Here is a 12,507-nt window from a genome sequence, read left to right as displayed (position 1 = left end):
GCCCCCGGTCAAATCGGGGTGGATTTACCAGACGCCCGTGTTCGGCATCGAGGCCCATGGTTCGGCCTTCGCCTTGGCCGGGCCTTTCTGCAGCAGCTCGATCGAGATGCCGTCCGGCGAGCGGACAAAAGCCATGTTGCCGTCGCGCGGCGGACGATTGATGGTCACGCCATTGTCCATCAGCTTCTGGCAGGTTGCGTAGATGTCGTCGACCTCATAGGCGAGGTGGCCGAAATTGCGGCCGCCCTTATAGTCCTCCGGGTCCCAATTGTAGGTCAATTCGATCAGCGGCGCCTTCTCATGGATGCCGCTTTGCTCGTCTTCCGGCGCGGCGAGGAAGATCAACGTGTAGCGGCCCTGCTCGTTCTCGTAGCGGCGCACCTCCTTGAGGCCGAGCTTGTTGCAGTAGAAATCGAGCGACTGGTCGATATCGGCGACGCGGACCATTGTGTGCAGATAGCGCATGGCGGCTTCCTCAAAGTGTTGGGGTTGGAAGGCACCATAGGAGCCGTCCGGGGAAAGGGCAATCGTCCGACAATAGCGGCGGCACGGTCGACTTCAGGCCTTGCGATTTCGGCTTCCGGAAGCGCCGGCAAAGGACATTTCAGCCTTTCCGGTGCTGAACGGTGAAAAAAGGCACGTCAGCCCTTGCACACCCCGGAAGCCGCAGTGTTAATCTCTTGGCAAGAATCAGTTGCAGTTCAGTTGGAAAAAAGGGGGCATTCTTATGGGGGAAAAAGCCTCTTTCACGAGGCGGGACGGAAGCCTTGACGACGCCTTGCAGCGGGACAATGGCGGCGACTCCGCCGAGCTTGTCGAAATCGCCGGCGCTATCAAATGGTTCGACGTGGCCAAGGGCTACGGCTTCATTCTTCCGGACGACGGCGTCTCGGGTGATATTCTCCTCCATGTGACATGTCTTCGAAGGGACGGTTTCCAGACGGCGCTCGAGGGCGCGCGGGTCGTCTGCCTGGTGAAACAGGGCGAGCGCGGCTTGCAAGCTTTCCGCGTCCTTTCCATGGATGCTTCGACGGCCGTCCACCCGGCAGAGCAGGAACAGCGCACCCACGTCACCGTCAACCCGGAGAGCGGCCTCGAGCGAGCCTTGGTCAAGTGGTTCAACCGCACCAAGGGATTCGGCTTCCTGACGCGGGGCGAGGGGACGGAAGACATCTTCGTCCACATGGAGACGCTGCGGCGCTACGGCATAACCGAGCTCCGGCCCGGCCAAGTCGTGCTCGTTCGGTTCGGGCGCGGCGACAAAGGCCTTATGGCCGCCGAAATCCACCCTGATATGGGTACCTTGTCGGTCTCGCACTGAGGGCTTCTCGACGCAACTCGAAAAGTCCCTTTGCCGCGGCGCGACCATCTTGTCCGAAAACCGGTTCCACTTGTCCGGATCATGGGTTAGGACGAGCGTCTGGACGAGGTACGCATGGTTCATCGCAATTGGCTGACTGCGGGCATATTCTGCGCCGCGATCGTTTTCGCCGCCTGTTTCATCGCTGCGAAGCCAAGTTCGGCGGATGCGATGCTGCTGCCGATCGACCGGACGCCGCTTGTGGTGTCGACCGGTTCGGGAGAGCGTTCCTTCTCCATCGAGATCGCCGATACCTCTGCCGAACGCGAGGCGGGACTGATGTTTCGCCAGACCATGGCCGACGATCACGGCATGTTGTTCGTCTTTGAAAGAACGGACGAGGTGGACTTCTGGATGAAGAACACGCCGATGGCCCTCGACCTGATCTTCATCGGTGAGGATGGCAGGATCAAAGCCATCAAGCGCGGCGAGCCCGAATCCGAAGCGATCATCTCGCCGGGACAACCCGTGCGCTTCGTGCTTGAGCTCAAGGCTGGCACAGCCGCCAGGGACGGCATCAAGGAAGGCGATCTGTTGCGCCACCCGGCTATCGGTACTGGCGCCAACTGAAAAGCAAATCTGCCGATGCAGTTCTTTTCCCATGACGGTTTCGAACTTGCCTATCTCGATCGCCGGCCGGCCTCGGGGCAGGGCGACCCGGTGCTGATGATCCATGGCTTTGCCTCGAGCCACTACGTCAACTGGGTCTCGCCGGGCTGGTTCAAGACGCTGAACGACGCCGGCTACCGGGCGATCGCTTTCGACCATCGCGGCCATGGCTCGTCGTCGAAGAGCTATGACGAGGCCGATTACACGCCGGCCAAGATGGCGTCCGATGCGGCCGCGCTGCTTGATAATCTCGGCATCGAGCGCGCGCATGTCATGGGTTATTCGATGGGCGCGCGCGTTTCGGCTTTCCTGGCGCTCTCCGATCCGCAGAAGGTGGCGACGCTGGTGTTCGGCGGCCTCGGCATAGGCATGGTCGACGGGGTCGGCGACTGGGACCCGATCGCTGCCGCCCTGCTGGCGGAGGATCCTTCCCAGACCACGCATCTGCGCGGCCGCTCCTTTCGCGCTTTCGCAGATCAGACGCGCAGCGACCGTCGTGCGCTTGCGGCTTGCATCGCAAAGTCGCGCGAGTTGCTGAGCGAGGATGACATGGCCCGCATCGCCCAGCCGACACTGATCGCCGTCGGCACCAAAGATGACATCGGCGGCTCGCCGGACGAGCTTGCCGCCCTCATGCCTAACGCCAGGGCCTTTCATATCGAGGGCCGCGACCACATGCTCGCCGTCGGCGACAAGAGCTTCAAGCAACGCGTGCTCGAGTTCTACGCCGAGAACCCGCTCTGAGCGCGCGGCGCTGCTGGGCTGACAAATGGTCGATCTGCACGTCGCGCTAGCCCTGCGCCCTCCTGTCGGCGAGGGACCTCGCCATGACGCACAGCAGCTCGAACATCATCGTCGCGCCGGCCAGCGCCGTCATGCCGCCGACATCAAAGGGAGGCGCGACCTCGACGACATCGGCGCCGACGAAATTCAATCCGCCCAACAATCGAACCAACTCCTGCGCCTCGCGCGTCGTGAAACCTCCGATCTCCGGCGTGCCGGTGCCGGGAGCCATGGACGGATCGATGCAATCGATGTCGAACGTCACATAGGTCGCGCTGTCGCCGACGAGATCGCGCGCCTCCTGCATGACGGAAGCGACGCCGCGCTTGACGAATTCTTCCATATAGATGATGCGCACGCCCTGAGCGGTCGCCCAATCGTGTTCGCCCGGTTCATAGATCGAGCCTCTGATCCCGATCTGGACAATCCGCTTCGGGTCGAGCAGCCCCTCCTCGATCGCGCGGCGGAAAGGCGTTCCGTGCGTGTAGGGATTGTCGCCGAAATAGCGGTCATTGGTGTCGGAATGCGCATCGAAGTGAACCATGCCGACAGGCGCCTTGCGGGCCACGGCGCGCAGCACCGGCAGCGTCGTCAGGTGGTCGCCGCCCGCGGCGAGCGGCAGGGCACCGTCCGCTACGATCGCCGCAATGCCGTCCTCGATGCGCTTCAACCCGTCGAGCAGGTTGATCGGGTTGACCGAGACGTCGCCGACATCGGCAATATTGGCGATGGAGAACGGTTCGGTTCCCGAGACATGGTGGACCCGGCGCATCAGGCTCGACTGGTTCCTGATTTCGCGCGGACCGTGGCGGGCGCCGGCCCGGTTGGTCGTGCCGCCGTCCCATGGAATTCCGACAAGGGCGATGTCGAGCCCCTTCGCGCTCGGCACGGCCGGCAGCCGCATGAATGTGGAAAGCCCGGCAAAGCGCGGCACCTGCGCGGCGTCGACGGGTTGGTGGAAGCTGTTTTCCATGGTGACGCCATCCCAGAGCGGTTCACGTTCGATAGTGATCGCAGGGCCCTGAATTTGGGCATAGGGGCAAAGCCCCGCGGGAGTATGGGCCTATCAGGGCTGGTCTTGCAGGGCGTCCAATGAATGGCTGAGATTTTCCCTAGCCTGCGCCTCGAATCGATCCCGGAACTCGGTCGTATAGAAAATGTGCGGGCGGGCGAGGAAACTCTTCAGGACGGCCGCGCGGCCCGCGCGCCACATCGGCTCCTCCACCCAGCCATATTCAAGCCGGACCGCCTTCTCGTAAGCATCGAACACCGACGGTTCGGCGCCGAGGATCGCCAGATCCATGTCGAGCAAAAGGGCTGCATCGTTGAGCGCGTCCTCGTCGCGGAAAGGCGGCAATTGATGGGTGGCGGTAGCGTTGATCATCGCCGCTATGCGGGCGAGCCGATGAGGATCGACGCGCCGGGCGAGCCTTTTCTCGGCCAGTTCGGCGCTTTTTGCCTCATTGTCCTTGGCGCTGCTGTCATAGATCGCGTCATGAAACCAGATCGCCGCTTCGATGGCGCCCGGGTCGTCGAGTAGGTCTCGGTATTCTTCAGCCAGCGCCAGCATGGCCTCGATATGGGCGAGGTTGTGATAGTGCCGGTCCCCGGCCTGATAGAGGGCGCAAAGCTCGGCTTTCAGCGCAACATCGATCAGCGTCTCTTTTTCCATGACGAATTTTTCCGGGCGGCTAACGCTGGCAGGACAACGCAAGTCGCCGCCGGCTTCAAGAGCATATGTATCCGATTGACCAAAATGCGCGACGGGGGGAAGCTGCCGAGATCGAACCCAAGGAGCGTGACATGACCGGCGGGACCAGACCTGGCACGATCGACATGAAATTGGAGGCGGTCGTCATCCCGGTTGCCGATGTCGATCGAGCCAAGGGCTTCTATGCCGGCTTGGGCTGGAGGCTCGATGCCGACTTCGTGGTCGGCGACGCGTTCCGGGTCGTGCAGTTCACGCCGCCGGGTTCGCCATGTTCGATCCATTTCGGCACGGGCCTCACATCGGCCGCGCCTGGTTCGGCGAAAGTGCTTTATCTGATCGTGTCCGATATTGAAGCGGCCCGGGCTGAACTCGTGGCGCGTGGCGTCGGGGCAAGCGACATCTTCCACCGCAACGGCCCCGGCCAGCCGCCGATCAAAGGCCGGCATCCGGAGGGGCGCAGCTATTCCTCGTTCGTCACATTCAGCGATCCGGACGGCAATGGCTGGCTGCTGCAGGAGATCACCCAGCGCTTGCCCGGGCGCGTCGATGCGGGTGATACGACGTTCACTTCATCCCCGGAACTTGCGGCCGCGCTGCGGCGGGCCGCGGCGGCACACGGCGAACATGAGAAACGCGCTGGCGGACAGTACGACAAGAACTGGCCTGACTGGTACGCCGCTTACATGGTGGCGGAACAGGCCGGAACGGCATTGCCGCAATGAGGTCTGACGCCGGACTGTGACCGTTTCCTACGTTTGGGGAGACGACAATCGAGGCGATTTCGAATGCGCTCCCGATCAAGGGTTCGTTTTCCATCGCCGCTTGAATTTGCGTGAACCAGGTCCATTTGACAAAGCACTAAGGAAAATTGAGTTCAACCGTGCTATGATGTGGCCTATATGTGCCGCCGGAGAATGAGGAAGGCCGGAGAGCGTCGATGAACAGCATTACGATTGCCCGCCCCAGCAGGGTGCAGCCGGTCGATCCGATCTGGCGGTCGATCCGCGACGAAGCGATGGAGGCGGTGAACCGCGATCCGTTGCTGGCGGCCTTCCTCTATTCGACGATCCTCAACCAGGAGAGCCTGGAAGAAGCGGTGATCCACCGGCTTGCCGAGCGCCTTGATCACCAGGATATCGGCTCTGATCTCATCCGCCAGACCTTCAAAGCCATGCTGGACGACGATCCTGACTGGAGCACGACGGTGCGCGTCGACATCCAGGCCTATTACGATCGCGACCCGGCCTGCGACCGTTTCATCATGCCGGTGCTCTATTTCAAAGGTTTTCACGCCATCCAGACGCATCGTCTGGCGCACTGGCTGTGGAACCATGGCCGCCGGGACTTCGCGCTCTACCTGCAGAGCAGGTCGTCGTCGGTGTTCCAGACCGATATCAACCCGGCCGCTCGCATCGGCAAGGGTATCTTTATCGATCACGCCACCGGGCTGGTCGTCGGCGAGACGGCGGTCATCGAGGATGACGTGTCGATCCTGCACGGCGTGACGCTGGGCGGCACCGGCAAGGCCAATGGCGACCGTCATCCGAAGATCCGCCGCGGCGTGCTGATCGGCGCCGGCGCCAAGATTCTCGGCAATATCGAGGTCGGTCATTGCTCGAAGATTGCCGCCGGTTCGGTGGTGCTGTCGCCCGTGCCGCACAACAAGACGGTCGCCGGCGTGCCGGCGCGGGTCGTGGGGGAAACCGGCTGCGACCAGCCCTCGCGACAGATGGACCAGCTCCTGCCGTCGCAGAGCATGGACCACGTGGTCAGCTTCGACATCTGAGACTGTCAGCCCGCCTGGTGACCGGAATCCGGCCACGGTTTTCAAGTGCCGGTTGTCACGTGTTATCCTGTCGGCTTGCCTTTACATCGCCATCGTCGGCGTGTCAGAAGCGCGTTCCCATGAATTAAGCCGACATTTCGGAGAAGTCTTTTGAAGCCTGACGAAATCAGAAAGCTGGACGCCTATTTCAAGCGCGTCTTCCAGAATCCCAAGCTGCAGGTGAAGGCGCGTCCGCGCAAGGAAGACTCGGCCGAAGTCTATGTCGGCGACGAATTCCTCGGCATCGTCTTCAAGGACGAGGACGACGGCGACTACAATTTCTCAATGGCGATCCTCGACATCGACCTCGCCTGACCCGGGGACAGCTCCGGCCGGCGCGCGACACCACCGCCCGGCCGGCTGCAACCCGTAGGCGAAGTACCGGCTAATCCTGGCAATGCCGCGGAATGTGCACGCGCCGCCAGCTGGTCGAACCTTCCCGCACCACCACCCTACGCGCTACCGTCCCGTAAGACGGCGGGATTTCCCGGATGCGGACTTGTTGCGGCCGCACCAGCACTTCGTGGGCAACCGCTTCATATTCCGCCGGCTGAACGACGCGCCGGACGCGCTCCGGCTGGACCACGACCGTCTCGGCGACGCGCGCATAGCGGGCCTTTCGCCATACCTTGCACAGCACCTTGCGGCCATGGATGACGCGCCATTCCCAGGCATAGCCGCCATCGTCGACCTTGACAGTGTGGTAGACCGTGCGTGTGACCGCCGGCGCGGTCTCGTAGGTGACGCGCGGCGGCGCGATCTGCTCCACGCCTTGATAGGTGCCGTAAATCGGCGCGTCGTAGTCGACCACCTGTCCGCCAGGGTTCAGCATCACGTCCTCGTAGAGGGTATCGTAAAGTGCCGGCCTGTGGATCGGCTCGTAGCATTCGAGCGCGCGGCCGCCTGCGGCGGTTTTACAGACGCTGGCAAGCATCGCGACTGCCGCCAGCGATGCGGAGCTTTTGCGGATCATGACATTCCCCCGTTGAAAAAGGATGTCTTCACAATGCAGGACTGTAACGGAAGCTCCGCGGGCGGACAGCGATTTCAAGGCTTTTCGTTAGCGTCGTGGTTAAGGAATTGCTACCTTGCGAGCGCCTTACGAGGCCGGCCGGGACTGGGCCCGTCTCATTAGGCCAGAGCGCGCCGTGCTCCGCGGGCCTACCGCGCTTGATTCGGCTTAACCAGATGGCTAGGAGAGGCGGCCTTGCGCTAGGGTGAGCCGGCATCCTATTTAGGTCGTAACCAATCCAGAACGATTCCGCGCGATTGCTGATATATCAAGGTGCCGGAATCCATCTCCTACAAGGGTAGTCCATGAAGAACCCCGTTGAAACCTACATGAACCTCGTTCCGATGGTGGTCGAGCAGACCAACCGCGGCGAGCGTGCCTATGACATTTTCTCGCGCCTCTTGAAGGAACGCATCATCTTCATCACCGGTCCGGTCGAGGACGGGATGGCGACGCTGGTTTGTGCACAGCTTTTGTTTCTCGAGGCGGAGAACCCCAAGAAGGAAATCAACCTCTATATCAATTCGCCGGGCGGCGTCGTCACCTCGGGCATGGCGATCTACGACACGATGCAGTTCATCAAGCCGGCGGTGTCGACGCTCTGCATCGGCCAGGCTGCTTCGATGGGTTCGCTGCTTCTGACCGCCGGCCACAAGGACATGCGTTTTGCCACGCCGAACGCCCGCATCATGGTCCATCAGCCGTCCGGCGGCTTCCAGGGCCAAGCTTCGGACATCGAACGTCATGCGCAGGACATCATCAAGCTGAAGCGCCGCTTGAACGAGGTCTATGTCAAGCATACCGGCAAGAGCTATGACGAGATCGAGAAGACGCTCGACCGCGACCATTTCATGACCGCGGACGAGGCCAGGGACTTCGGCCTGATCGACAAGGTCATTTCCAGCCGCGAGGCGGTCGAGACAGCCACCGCTTCAGCCTGACCTCGACGGCAAATGGCAGCATAACGCGGTTTTGGCGCGTCTTGCGGCATTTCGGCCACATTTGGCTGTTCCCTCAGGCGTTGGGATTGCCTACGTTAAGGCTATGTTGATTTTCGACGGCTTAGCTTTGCGTGGGGTTGCTGCGAATCATTGCCGCGTTTTCTGATTTGTGTTTCGTACGGAATGCGCTGTGTGAGCCGGGACACTGGCGGTGGCGGATTCCCGCGATAGATTGGTGAAGACGTCACTCAAAGCCAGACGGTCGGCGGGCGTCGGTGAAAGGACAGAAAAATGAGCAAGGTCAGCAACGGCGGCGGTGATTCAAAGAACACCCTCTACTGCTCGTTTTGCGGCAAGAGCCAGCACGAGGTCCGCAAGCTGATCGCCGGGCCGACGGTTTTCATCTGCGACGAATGCGTCGAGCTGTGCATGGACATCATCCGCGAGGAGAACAAGACCTCGATGGTGAAGTCGCGCGAAGGTGTGCCGACACCGCAGGAAATCCTCAAGGTCCTCGACGACTACGTCATCGGCCAACCCTACGCCAAGCGCGTGCTGTCGGTGGCGGTTCACAACCACTACAAGCGCCTGGCGCATGCCGGCAAGAACAACGACGTCGAGCTGGCCAAGTCCAATATCCTTCTGATCGGCCCGACCGGCTGCGGCAAGACGCTTCTCGCGCAGACGCTCGCTCGCATCATCGACGTGCCGTTCACCATGGCCGACGCCACGACGCTGACCGAGGCCGGCTATGTCGGCGAGGACGTCGAGAACATCATCCTGAAGCTGTTGCAGTCGGCCGACTACAATGTCGAGCGGGCGCAGCGCGGCATCGTCTATATCGACGAAATCGACAAGATCTCGCGCAAGTCGGATAATCCCTCGATCACCCGCGACGTGTCGGGCGAGGGCGTGCAGCAGGCGCTCCTGAAGATCATGGAGGGCACGGTCGCCTCCGTGCCGCCGCAGGGCGGCCGCAAGCATCCGCAGCAGGAATTCCTGCAGGTCGACACCGCCAACATCCTGTTCATCTGCGGCGGCGCCTTCGCGGGGCTGGACAAGATCATCTCGGATCGCGGCCGCAAGACCTCGATCGGCTTCGGCGCCACCGTGGCTTCGCCCGAGGATCGGCGCACCGGCGACCTGTTCCGCCAGGTCGAGCCGGAGGATCTCCTGAAATTCGGCCTGATCCCGGAATTCGTGGGCCGTCTGCCGGTCCTGGCGACGCTGGAAGACCTCGACGAGCCGGCGCTGATCCAAATCCTGACCGAACCGAAGAACGCGCTGGTCAAGCAATATCAGCGGCTGTTCGAGATGGAGAATGTCGACCTGACGTTCCACGAGAACGCGCTGTCGGCGATCGCCAAGCGCGCGATCGAGCGCAAGACAGGCGCGCGCGGCCTGCGCTCCATCATGGAAGCGATCCTGCTCGACACCATGTTCGAGCTGCCGGCGCTGGAAGGCGTGCGCGAGGTGGTGATTTCGGAAGAGGTGGTGTCCGGCAACGCCCGGCCGCTCTACATCTACTCCGAGCAGAAGGAAAAGAAGGGCAATGTCAGCGCCTGAAATGGCACTGCGCCCGACAATTTTCATGGAACGGCGCCCGCGTGGCGCCGTTTTGCTGTCAAGGGCGGGGAGGCGAGCAGTGGAAGGGCTCGAACGACCGTGTTAACCCTTGATCTTTGCCTCGGTTACATCCACCTAACAGCAGAAGGCCGAGGCGCCGAATTCTGTGCTGTAAAATTCCCGTCACAAACGGTGGTAGGCGGAACGACGCTCGGTCGTTAATATGAGATTCGCGGTTGGCTAGAATAAGCGGCCGCGACATGAAAGGTTGGACAATGGCCAAGATATCCAAGGCTTCCGGCGACGGCGTTTTCGCAGTCCTCCCACTGCGCGATATCGTCGTGTTCCCGCATATGATCGTTCCGCTCTTCGTGGGTCGTGAAAAGTCGATCAAGGCGCTGGAAGAGGTGATGGGTCAGGAAAAACAGATCCTGCTTGCCACCCAGATGAATGCAGCCGACGACGATCCTGATCCCGGTGCGATTTTCGACATCGGCACGCTCGCCAATGTGCTGCAGCTTTTGAAGCTTCCCGACGGCACCGTGAAGGTGCTGGTCGAGGGCGCCTCGCGCGCCAAGATCGTCTCGTTCACCGACCGTGCCGATTTCCATGAGGCCCGCGCCACGGCGCTCGCCGAGCCGGAAGAGGAAGAGGTCGAAATCGAGGCGCTTGCCCGCTCGGTCGTCACCGACTTCGAGAATTACGTCAAGCTGAACAAGAAGATCTCGCCCGAAGTGGTAGGTGCCGCCAGCCAGATCGACGACTATTCCAAGCTCGCCGATACGGTTGCATCGCATCTCGCCATCAAGATCCCCGAGAAGCAGGAGATGCTTGCAACGCTTTCCGTCAAGGAGCGTCTGGAGAAGGCGATGGGCTTCATGGAAGCCGAAATCTCCGTGCTCCAGGTGGAAAAGCGCATCCGTTCGCGCGTCAAGCGCCAGATGGAAAAGACGCAGCGCGAGTACTACCTCAACGAGCAGATGAAGGCGATCCAGAAGGAGCTCGGCGAGGGCGAGGATGGCCGCGACGAGGCCGCCGAGATCGAGGCGCGCATCAAGAAGACCAAGCTCTCCAAGGAAGCCCGCGAAAAGGCGGAGGCCGAGTTGAAGAAGCTGCGCTCGATGTCGCCGATGTCGGCTGAATCGACGGTCGTGCGCAACTATCTCGATTGGCTCTTGTCGATCCCGTGGGGCAAGAACTCCAAGGTCAAGCAGGACCTCGGCTTTGCGCAGGACGTGCTCGATGCCGATCACTTCGGCCTCGACAAGGTCAAGGAACGCATCGTCGAGTATCTCGCCGTGCAGAGCCGCCAGAAGAAGCTGAAGGGGCCGATCCTGTGCCTCGTCGGCCCGCCCGGCGTCGGCAAGACCTCGCTCGGCAAGTCGATCGCCAAGGCCACCGGCCGCGAGTTCATCCGAATGGCGCTCGGCGGCGTGCGCGACGAGGCCGAGATCCGTGGTCACAGGCGGACCTATATCGGCTCCATGCCCGGCAAGGTCATCCAGTCGATGAAGAAGGCCAAGAAGTCCAACCCGCTCTTCCTGCTCGACGAGATCGACAAGATGGGCCAGGACTTCCGCGGCGATCCGTCGTCGGCCCTGTTGGAAGTGCTCGATCCGGAGCAGAACTCGACGTTCATGGATCATTACCTCGAGGTCGAATACGACCTGTCGAGCGTGATGTTCGTGACGACCGCGAACACGCTGAACATCCCTGCGCCTCTGATGGACCGCATGGAGATCATCCGTATCGCCGGTTACACCGAGGACGAGAAGATCGAGATCGCCAAGCGTCACCTGATGCCCAAGGTGATCCGCGACCATGCCCTGCAGCCGAACGAATTCTCGGTCGGCGAGGACGCGATCCGCGGCATCATCCAGACCTACACGCGGGAAGCCGGCGTGCGCAGCCTGGAGCGCGAGCTGATGAAGCTCGGCCGTAAGGCGGTGACCGAGATCCTGCGGACCAAGAAGAAGACGGTGAAGATCACGGCGGACAACCTCGCCGATTATCTCGGCGTGCCGCGCTTCCGCTTCGGCCAGATCGAGGCCGACGATCAGGTCGGCGTGGTCACGGGTCTTGCCTGGACGGAAGTCGGCGGCGAGCTGCTGACGGTCGAAGGCGTCATGATGCCCGGCAAGGGCCGCATGACGGTGACCGGCAATCTGCGCGACGTGATGAAGGAATCGATCTCGGCGGCGGCGTCCTACGTCCGCTCGCGCGCCATTGATTTCGGCATCGAGCCGCCGCTGTTCGACAAGCGCGACATCCACGTGCATTTGCCGGAGGGTGCCACGCCGAAGGACGGCCCGTCTGCCGGTGCGGCCATGGCCACGGCCATCGTGTCGGTGCTGACGGGTATTCCGGTCCGCGCCGATGTGGCGATGACCGGCGAAATCACGCTGCGCGGCCGTATTCTGCCGATTGGCGGCCTGAAGGAGAAGCTGCTCGCGGCGCTGCGCGGCGGCATCAAGAAGGTGCTGATCCCGGAAGAGAACGTCAAGGATTTGGCGGAGATTCCGGACAATGTGAAGAACGGCATGGAGATCGTCCCGGTCTCGCGGGTCGGCGAGGTGCTCGCGCACGCGCTGACCAGGATGCCGGAGCCGATCGAGTGGGTCGAACCGGTCAATGCGCCGGCTCCGGTCGACAGCGGCGACGATGCTGGAAAGTCGCTTGCTCATTAGCATTTGCTAATAT

At 62.0% G+C, this 12,507-nt stretch carries 13 protein-coding genes; 9 read left to right on the top strand and 4 right to left on the bottom strand.

Features of this window, described 5'->3' with window-relative positions; all coding sequences use genetic code 11:
• Window positions 1-24: 24 nt before the first annotated feature.
• Window positions 25-465 (bottom strand): lactoylglutathione lyase, encoded by a 441-nt coding sequence (gloA, locus tag LB538_RS00610; RefSeq protein ID WP_095765146.1) that lies wholly within the window; start codon window positions 463-465, stop codon window positions 25-27.
• A 262-nt stretch (window positions 466-727) separates the two neighbouring features.
• Here gloA and LB538_RS00605 point away from each other — a divergent pair, with 262 nt between their 5' ends.
• The 3 genes from LB538_RS00605 to LB538_RS00595 all read left to right on the top strand — a co-directional run bounded on the left by LB538_RS00605 (window position 728) and on the right by LB538_RS00595 (window position 2,713).
• Window positions 728-1,321 carry a cold-shock protein gene (locus LB538_RS00605; protein ID WP_095765583.1) on the top strand — a complete coding sequence of 198 codons (594 nt, stop codon included), beginning with the start codon at window positions 728-730 and terminating at the stop codon, window positions 1,319-1,321.
• Between the two features lie 114 nt (window positions 1,322-1,435).
• Window positions 1,436-1,930 carry a DUF192 domain-containing protein gene (locus LB538_RS00600; RefSeq protein WP_224525491.1) on the top strand — a complete coding sequence of 165 codons (495 nt, stop codon included), beginning with the start codon at window positions 1,436-1,438 and terminating at the stop codon, window positions 1,928-1,930.
• A gap of 15 nt (window positions 1,931-1,945) precedes the next feature.
• On the top strand, window positions 1,946-2,713 hold the full coding sequence (locus LB538_RS00595) for an alpha/beta fold hydrolase (RefSeq protein ID WP_224525493.1): 768 nt from the start codon (window positions 1,946-1,948) through the stop codon (window positions 2,711-2,713).
• 46 nt (window positions 2,714-2,759) lie between these two features.
• On the opposite strand, the gene speB is transcribed toward LB538_RS00595, so the two are convergent.
• Entirely contained in the window at window positions 2,760-3,725 is a 966-nt protein-coding gene (gene speB, locus LB538_RS00590; RefSeq protein ID WP_224525496.1) for an agmatinase, read from the bottom strand.
• A gap of 93 nt (window positions 3,726-3,818) precedes the next feature.
• Window positions 3,819-4,424, bottom strand: coding sequence for a hypothetical protein (locus LB538_RS00585; protein ID WP_224525499.1), 606 nt, complete (start codon window positions 4,422-4,424; stop codon window positions 3,819-3,821).
• Window positions 4,425-4,555: 131 nt separating this feature from the next.
• Here LB538_RS00585 and LB538_RS00580 point away from each other — a divergent pair, with 131 nt between their 5' ends.
• From LB538_RS00580 to LB538_RS00570, 3 genes are all read left to right on the top strand, one after another.
• Entirely contained in the window at window positions 4,556-5,185 is a 630-nt protein-coding gene (locus LB538_RS00580) for a VOC family protein (RefSeq protein ID WP_224525502.1), read from the top strand.
• Between the two features lie 215 nt (window positions 5,186-5,400).
• Entirely contained in the window at window positions 5,401-6,249 is an 849-nt protein-coding gene (cysE, locus tag LB538_RS00575; RefSeq protein WP_095765150.1) for a serine O-acetyltransferase, read from the top strand.
• A gap of 150 nt (window positions 6,250-6,399) precedes the next feature.
• A complete protein-coding gene (locus tag LB538_RS00570) occupies window positions 6,400-6,603 on the top strand; it encodes a DUF3126 family protein (RefSeq protein WP_027166457.1) in 204 nt (67 codons plus the stop codon).
• Between the two features lie 70 nt (window positions 6,604-6,673).
• Here LB538_RS00570 and LB538_RS00565 read toward each other — a convergent pair whose 3' ends face one another.
• Window positions 6,674-7,261 (bottom strand): hypothetical protein, encoded by a 588-nt coding sequence (locus tag LB538_RS00565; protein WP_224525506.1) that lies wholly within the window; start codon window positions 7,259-7,261, stop codon window positions 6,674-6,676.
• 344 nt (window positions 7,262-7,605) lie between these two features.
• Here LB538_RS00565 and LB538_RS00560 point away from each other — a divergent pair, with 344 nt between their 5' ends.
• From LB538_RS00560 to lon, 3 genes are all read left to right on the top strand, one after another.
• Window positions 7,606-8,241, top strand: coding sequence for an ATP-dependent Clp protease proteolytic subunit (locus LB538_RS00560; RefSeq protein ID WP_095765152.1), 636 nt, complete (start codon window positions 7,606-7,608; stop codon window positions 8,239-8,241).
• 291 nt (window positions 8,242-8,532) lie between these two features.
• Window positions 8,533-9,807, top strand: a complete 1,275-nt coding sequence (clpX, locus tag LB538_RS00555) for an ATP-dependent Clp protease ATP-binding subunit ClpX (RefSeq protein WP_040981372.1) — start codon at window positions 8,533-8,535, stop codon at window positions 9,805-9,807.
• A gap of 275 nt (window positions 9,808-10,082) precedes the next feature.
• Window positions 10,083-12,494, top strand: coding sequence for an endopeptidase La (gene lon / locus LB538_RS00550; protein ID WP_224525509.1), 2,412 nt, complete (start codon window positions 10,083-10,085; stop codon window positions 12,492-12,494).
• The last annotated feature ends 13 nt before the right edge of the window (window positions 12,495-12,507 follow it).

Source organism: Mesorhizobium sp. Ca11, from assembly GCF_020165275.1.
Lineage (GTDB): Bacteria > Pseudomonadota > Alphaproteobacteria > Rhizobiales > Rhizobiaceae > Mesorhizobium.
The sequence above is the reverse complement of the archived record's forward strand: the minus strand, read 5'-3'. Positions and strand labels throughout refer to the sequence as shown.

Coding starts and splice junctions, on each gene's coding strand:
- gloA (WP_095765146.1), bottom strand. CDS start 465: ATGCGCTATCTGCACACAATGGTCCGCGTCGCCGATATCGACCAGTCG.
- LB538_RS00605 (WP_095765583.1), top strand. CDS start 728: ATGGGGGAAAAAGCCTCTTTCACGAGGCGGGACGGAAGCCTTGACGAC.
- LB538_RS00600 (WP_224525491.1), top strand. CDS start 1,436: ATGGTTCATCGCAATTGGCTGACTGCGGGCATATTCTGCGCCGCGATC.
- LB538_RS00595 (WP_224525493.1), top strand. CDS start 1,946: ATGCAGTTCTTTTCCCATGACGGTTTCGAACTTGCCTATCTCGATCGC.
- speB (WP_224525496.1), bottom strand. CDS start 3,725: ATGGAAAACAGCTTCCACCAACCCGTCGACGCCGCGCAGGTGCCGCGC.
- LB538_RS00585 (WP_224525499.1), bottom strand. CDS start 4,424: ATGGAAAAAGAGACGCTGATCGATGTTGCGCTGAAAGCCGAGCTTTGC.
- LB538_RS00580 (WP_224525502.1), top strand. CDS start 4,556: ATGACCGGCGGGACCAGACCTGGCACGATCGACATGAAATTGGAGGCG.
- cysE (WP_095765150.1), top strand. CDS start 5,401: ATGAACAGCATTACGATTGCCCGCCCCAGCAGGGTGCAGCCGGTCGAT.
- LB538_RS00565 (WP_224525506.1), bottom strand. CDS start 7,261: ATGATCCGCAAAAGCTCCGCATCGCTGGCGGCAGTCGCGATGCTTGCC.
- LB538_RS00560 (WP_095765152.1), top strand. CDS start 7,606: ATGAAGAACCCCGTTGAAACCTACATGAACCTCGTTCCGATGGTGGTC.
- clpX (WP_040981372.1), top strand. CDS start 8,533: ATGAGCAAGGTCAGCAACGGCGGCGGTGATTCAAAGAACACCCTCTAC.
- lon (WP_224525509.1), top strand. CDS start 10,083: ATGGCCAAGATATCCAAGGCTTCCGGCGACGGCGTTTTCGCAGTCCTC.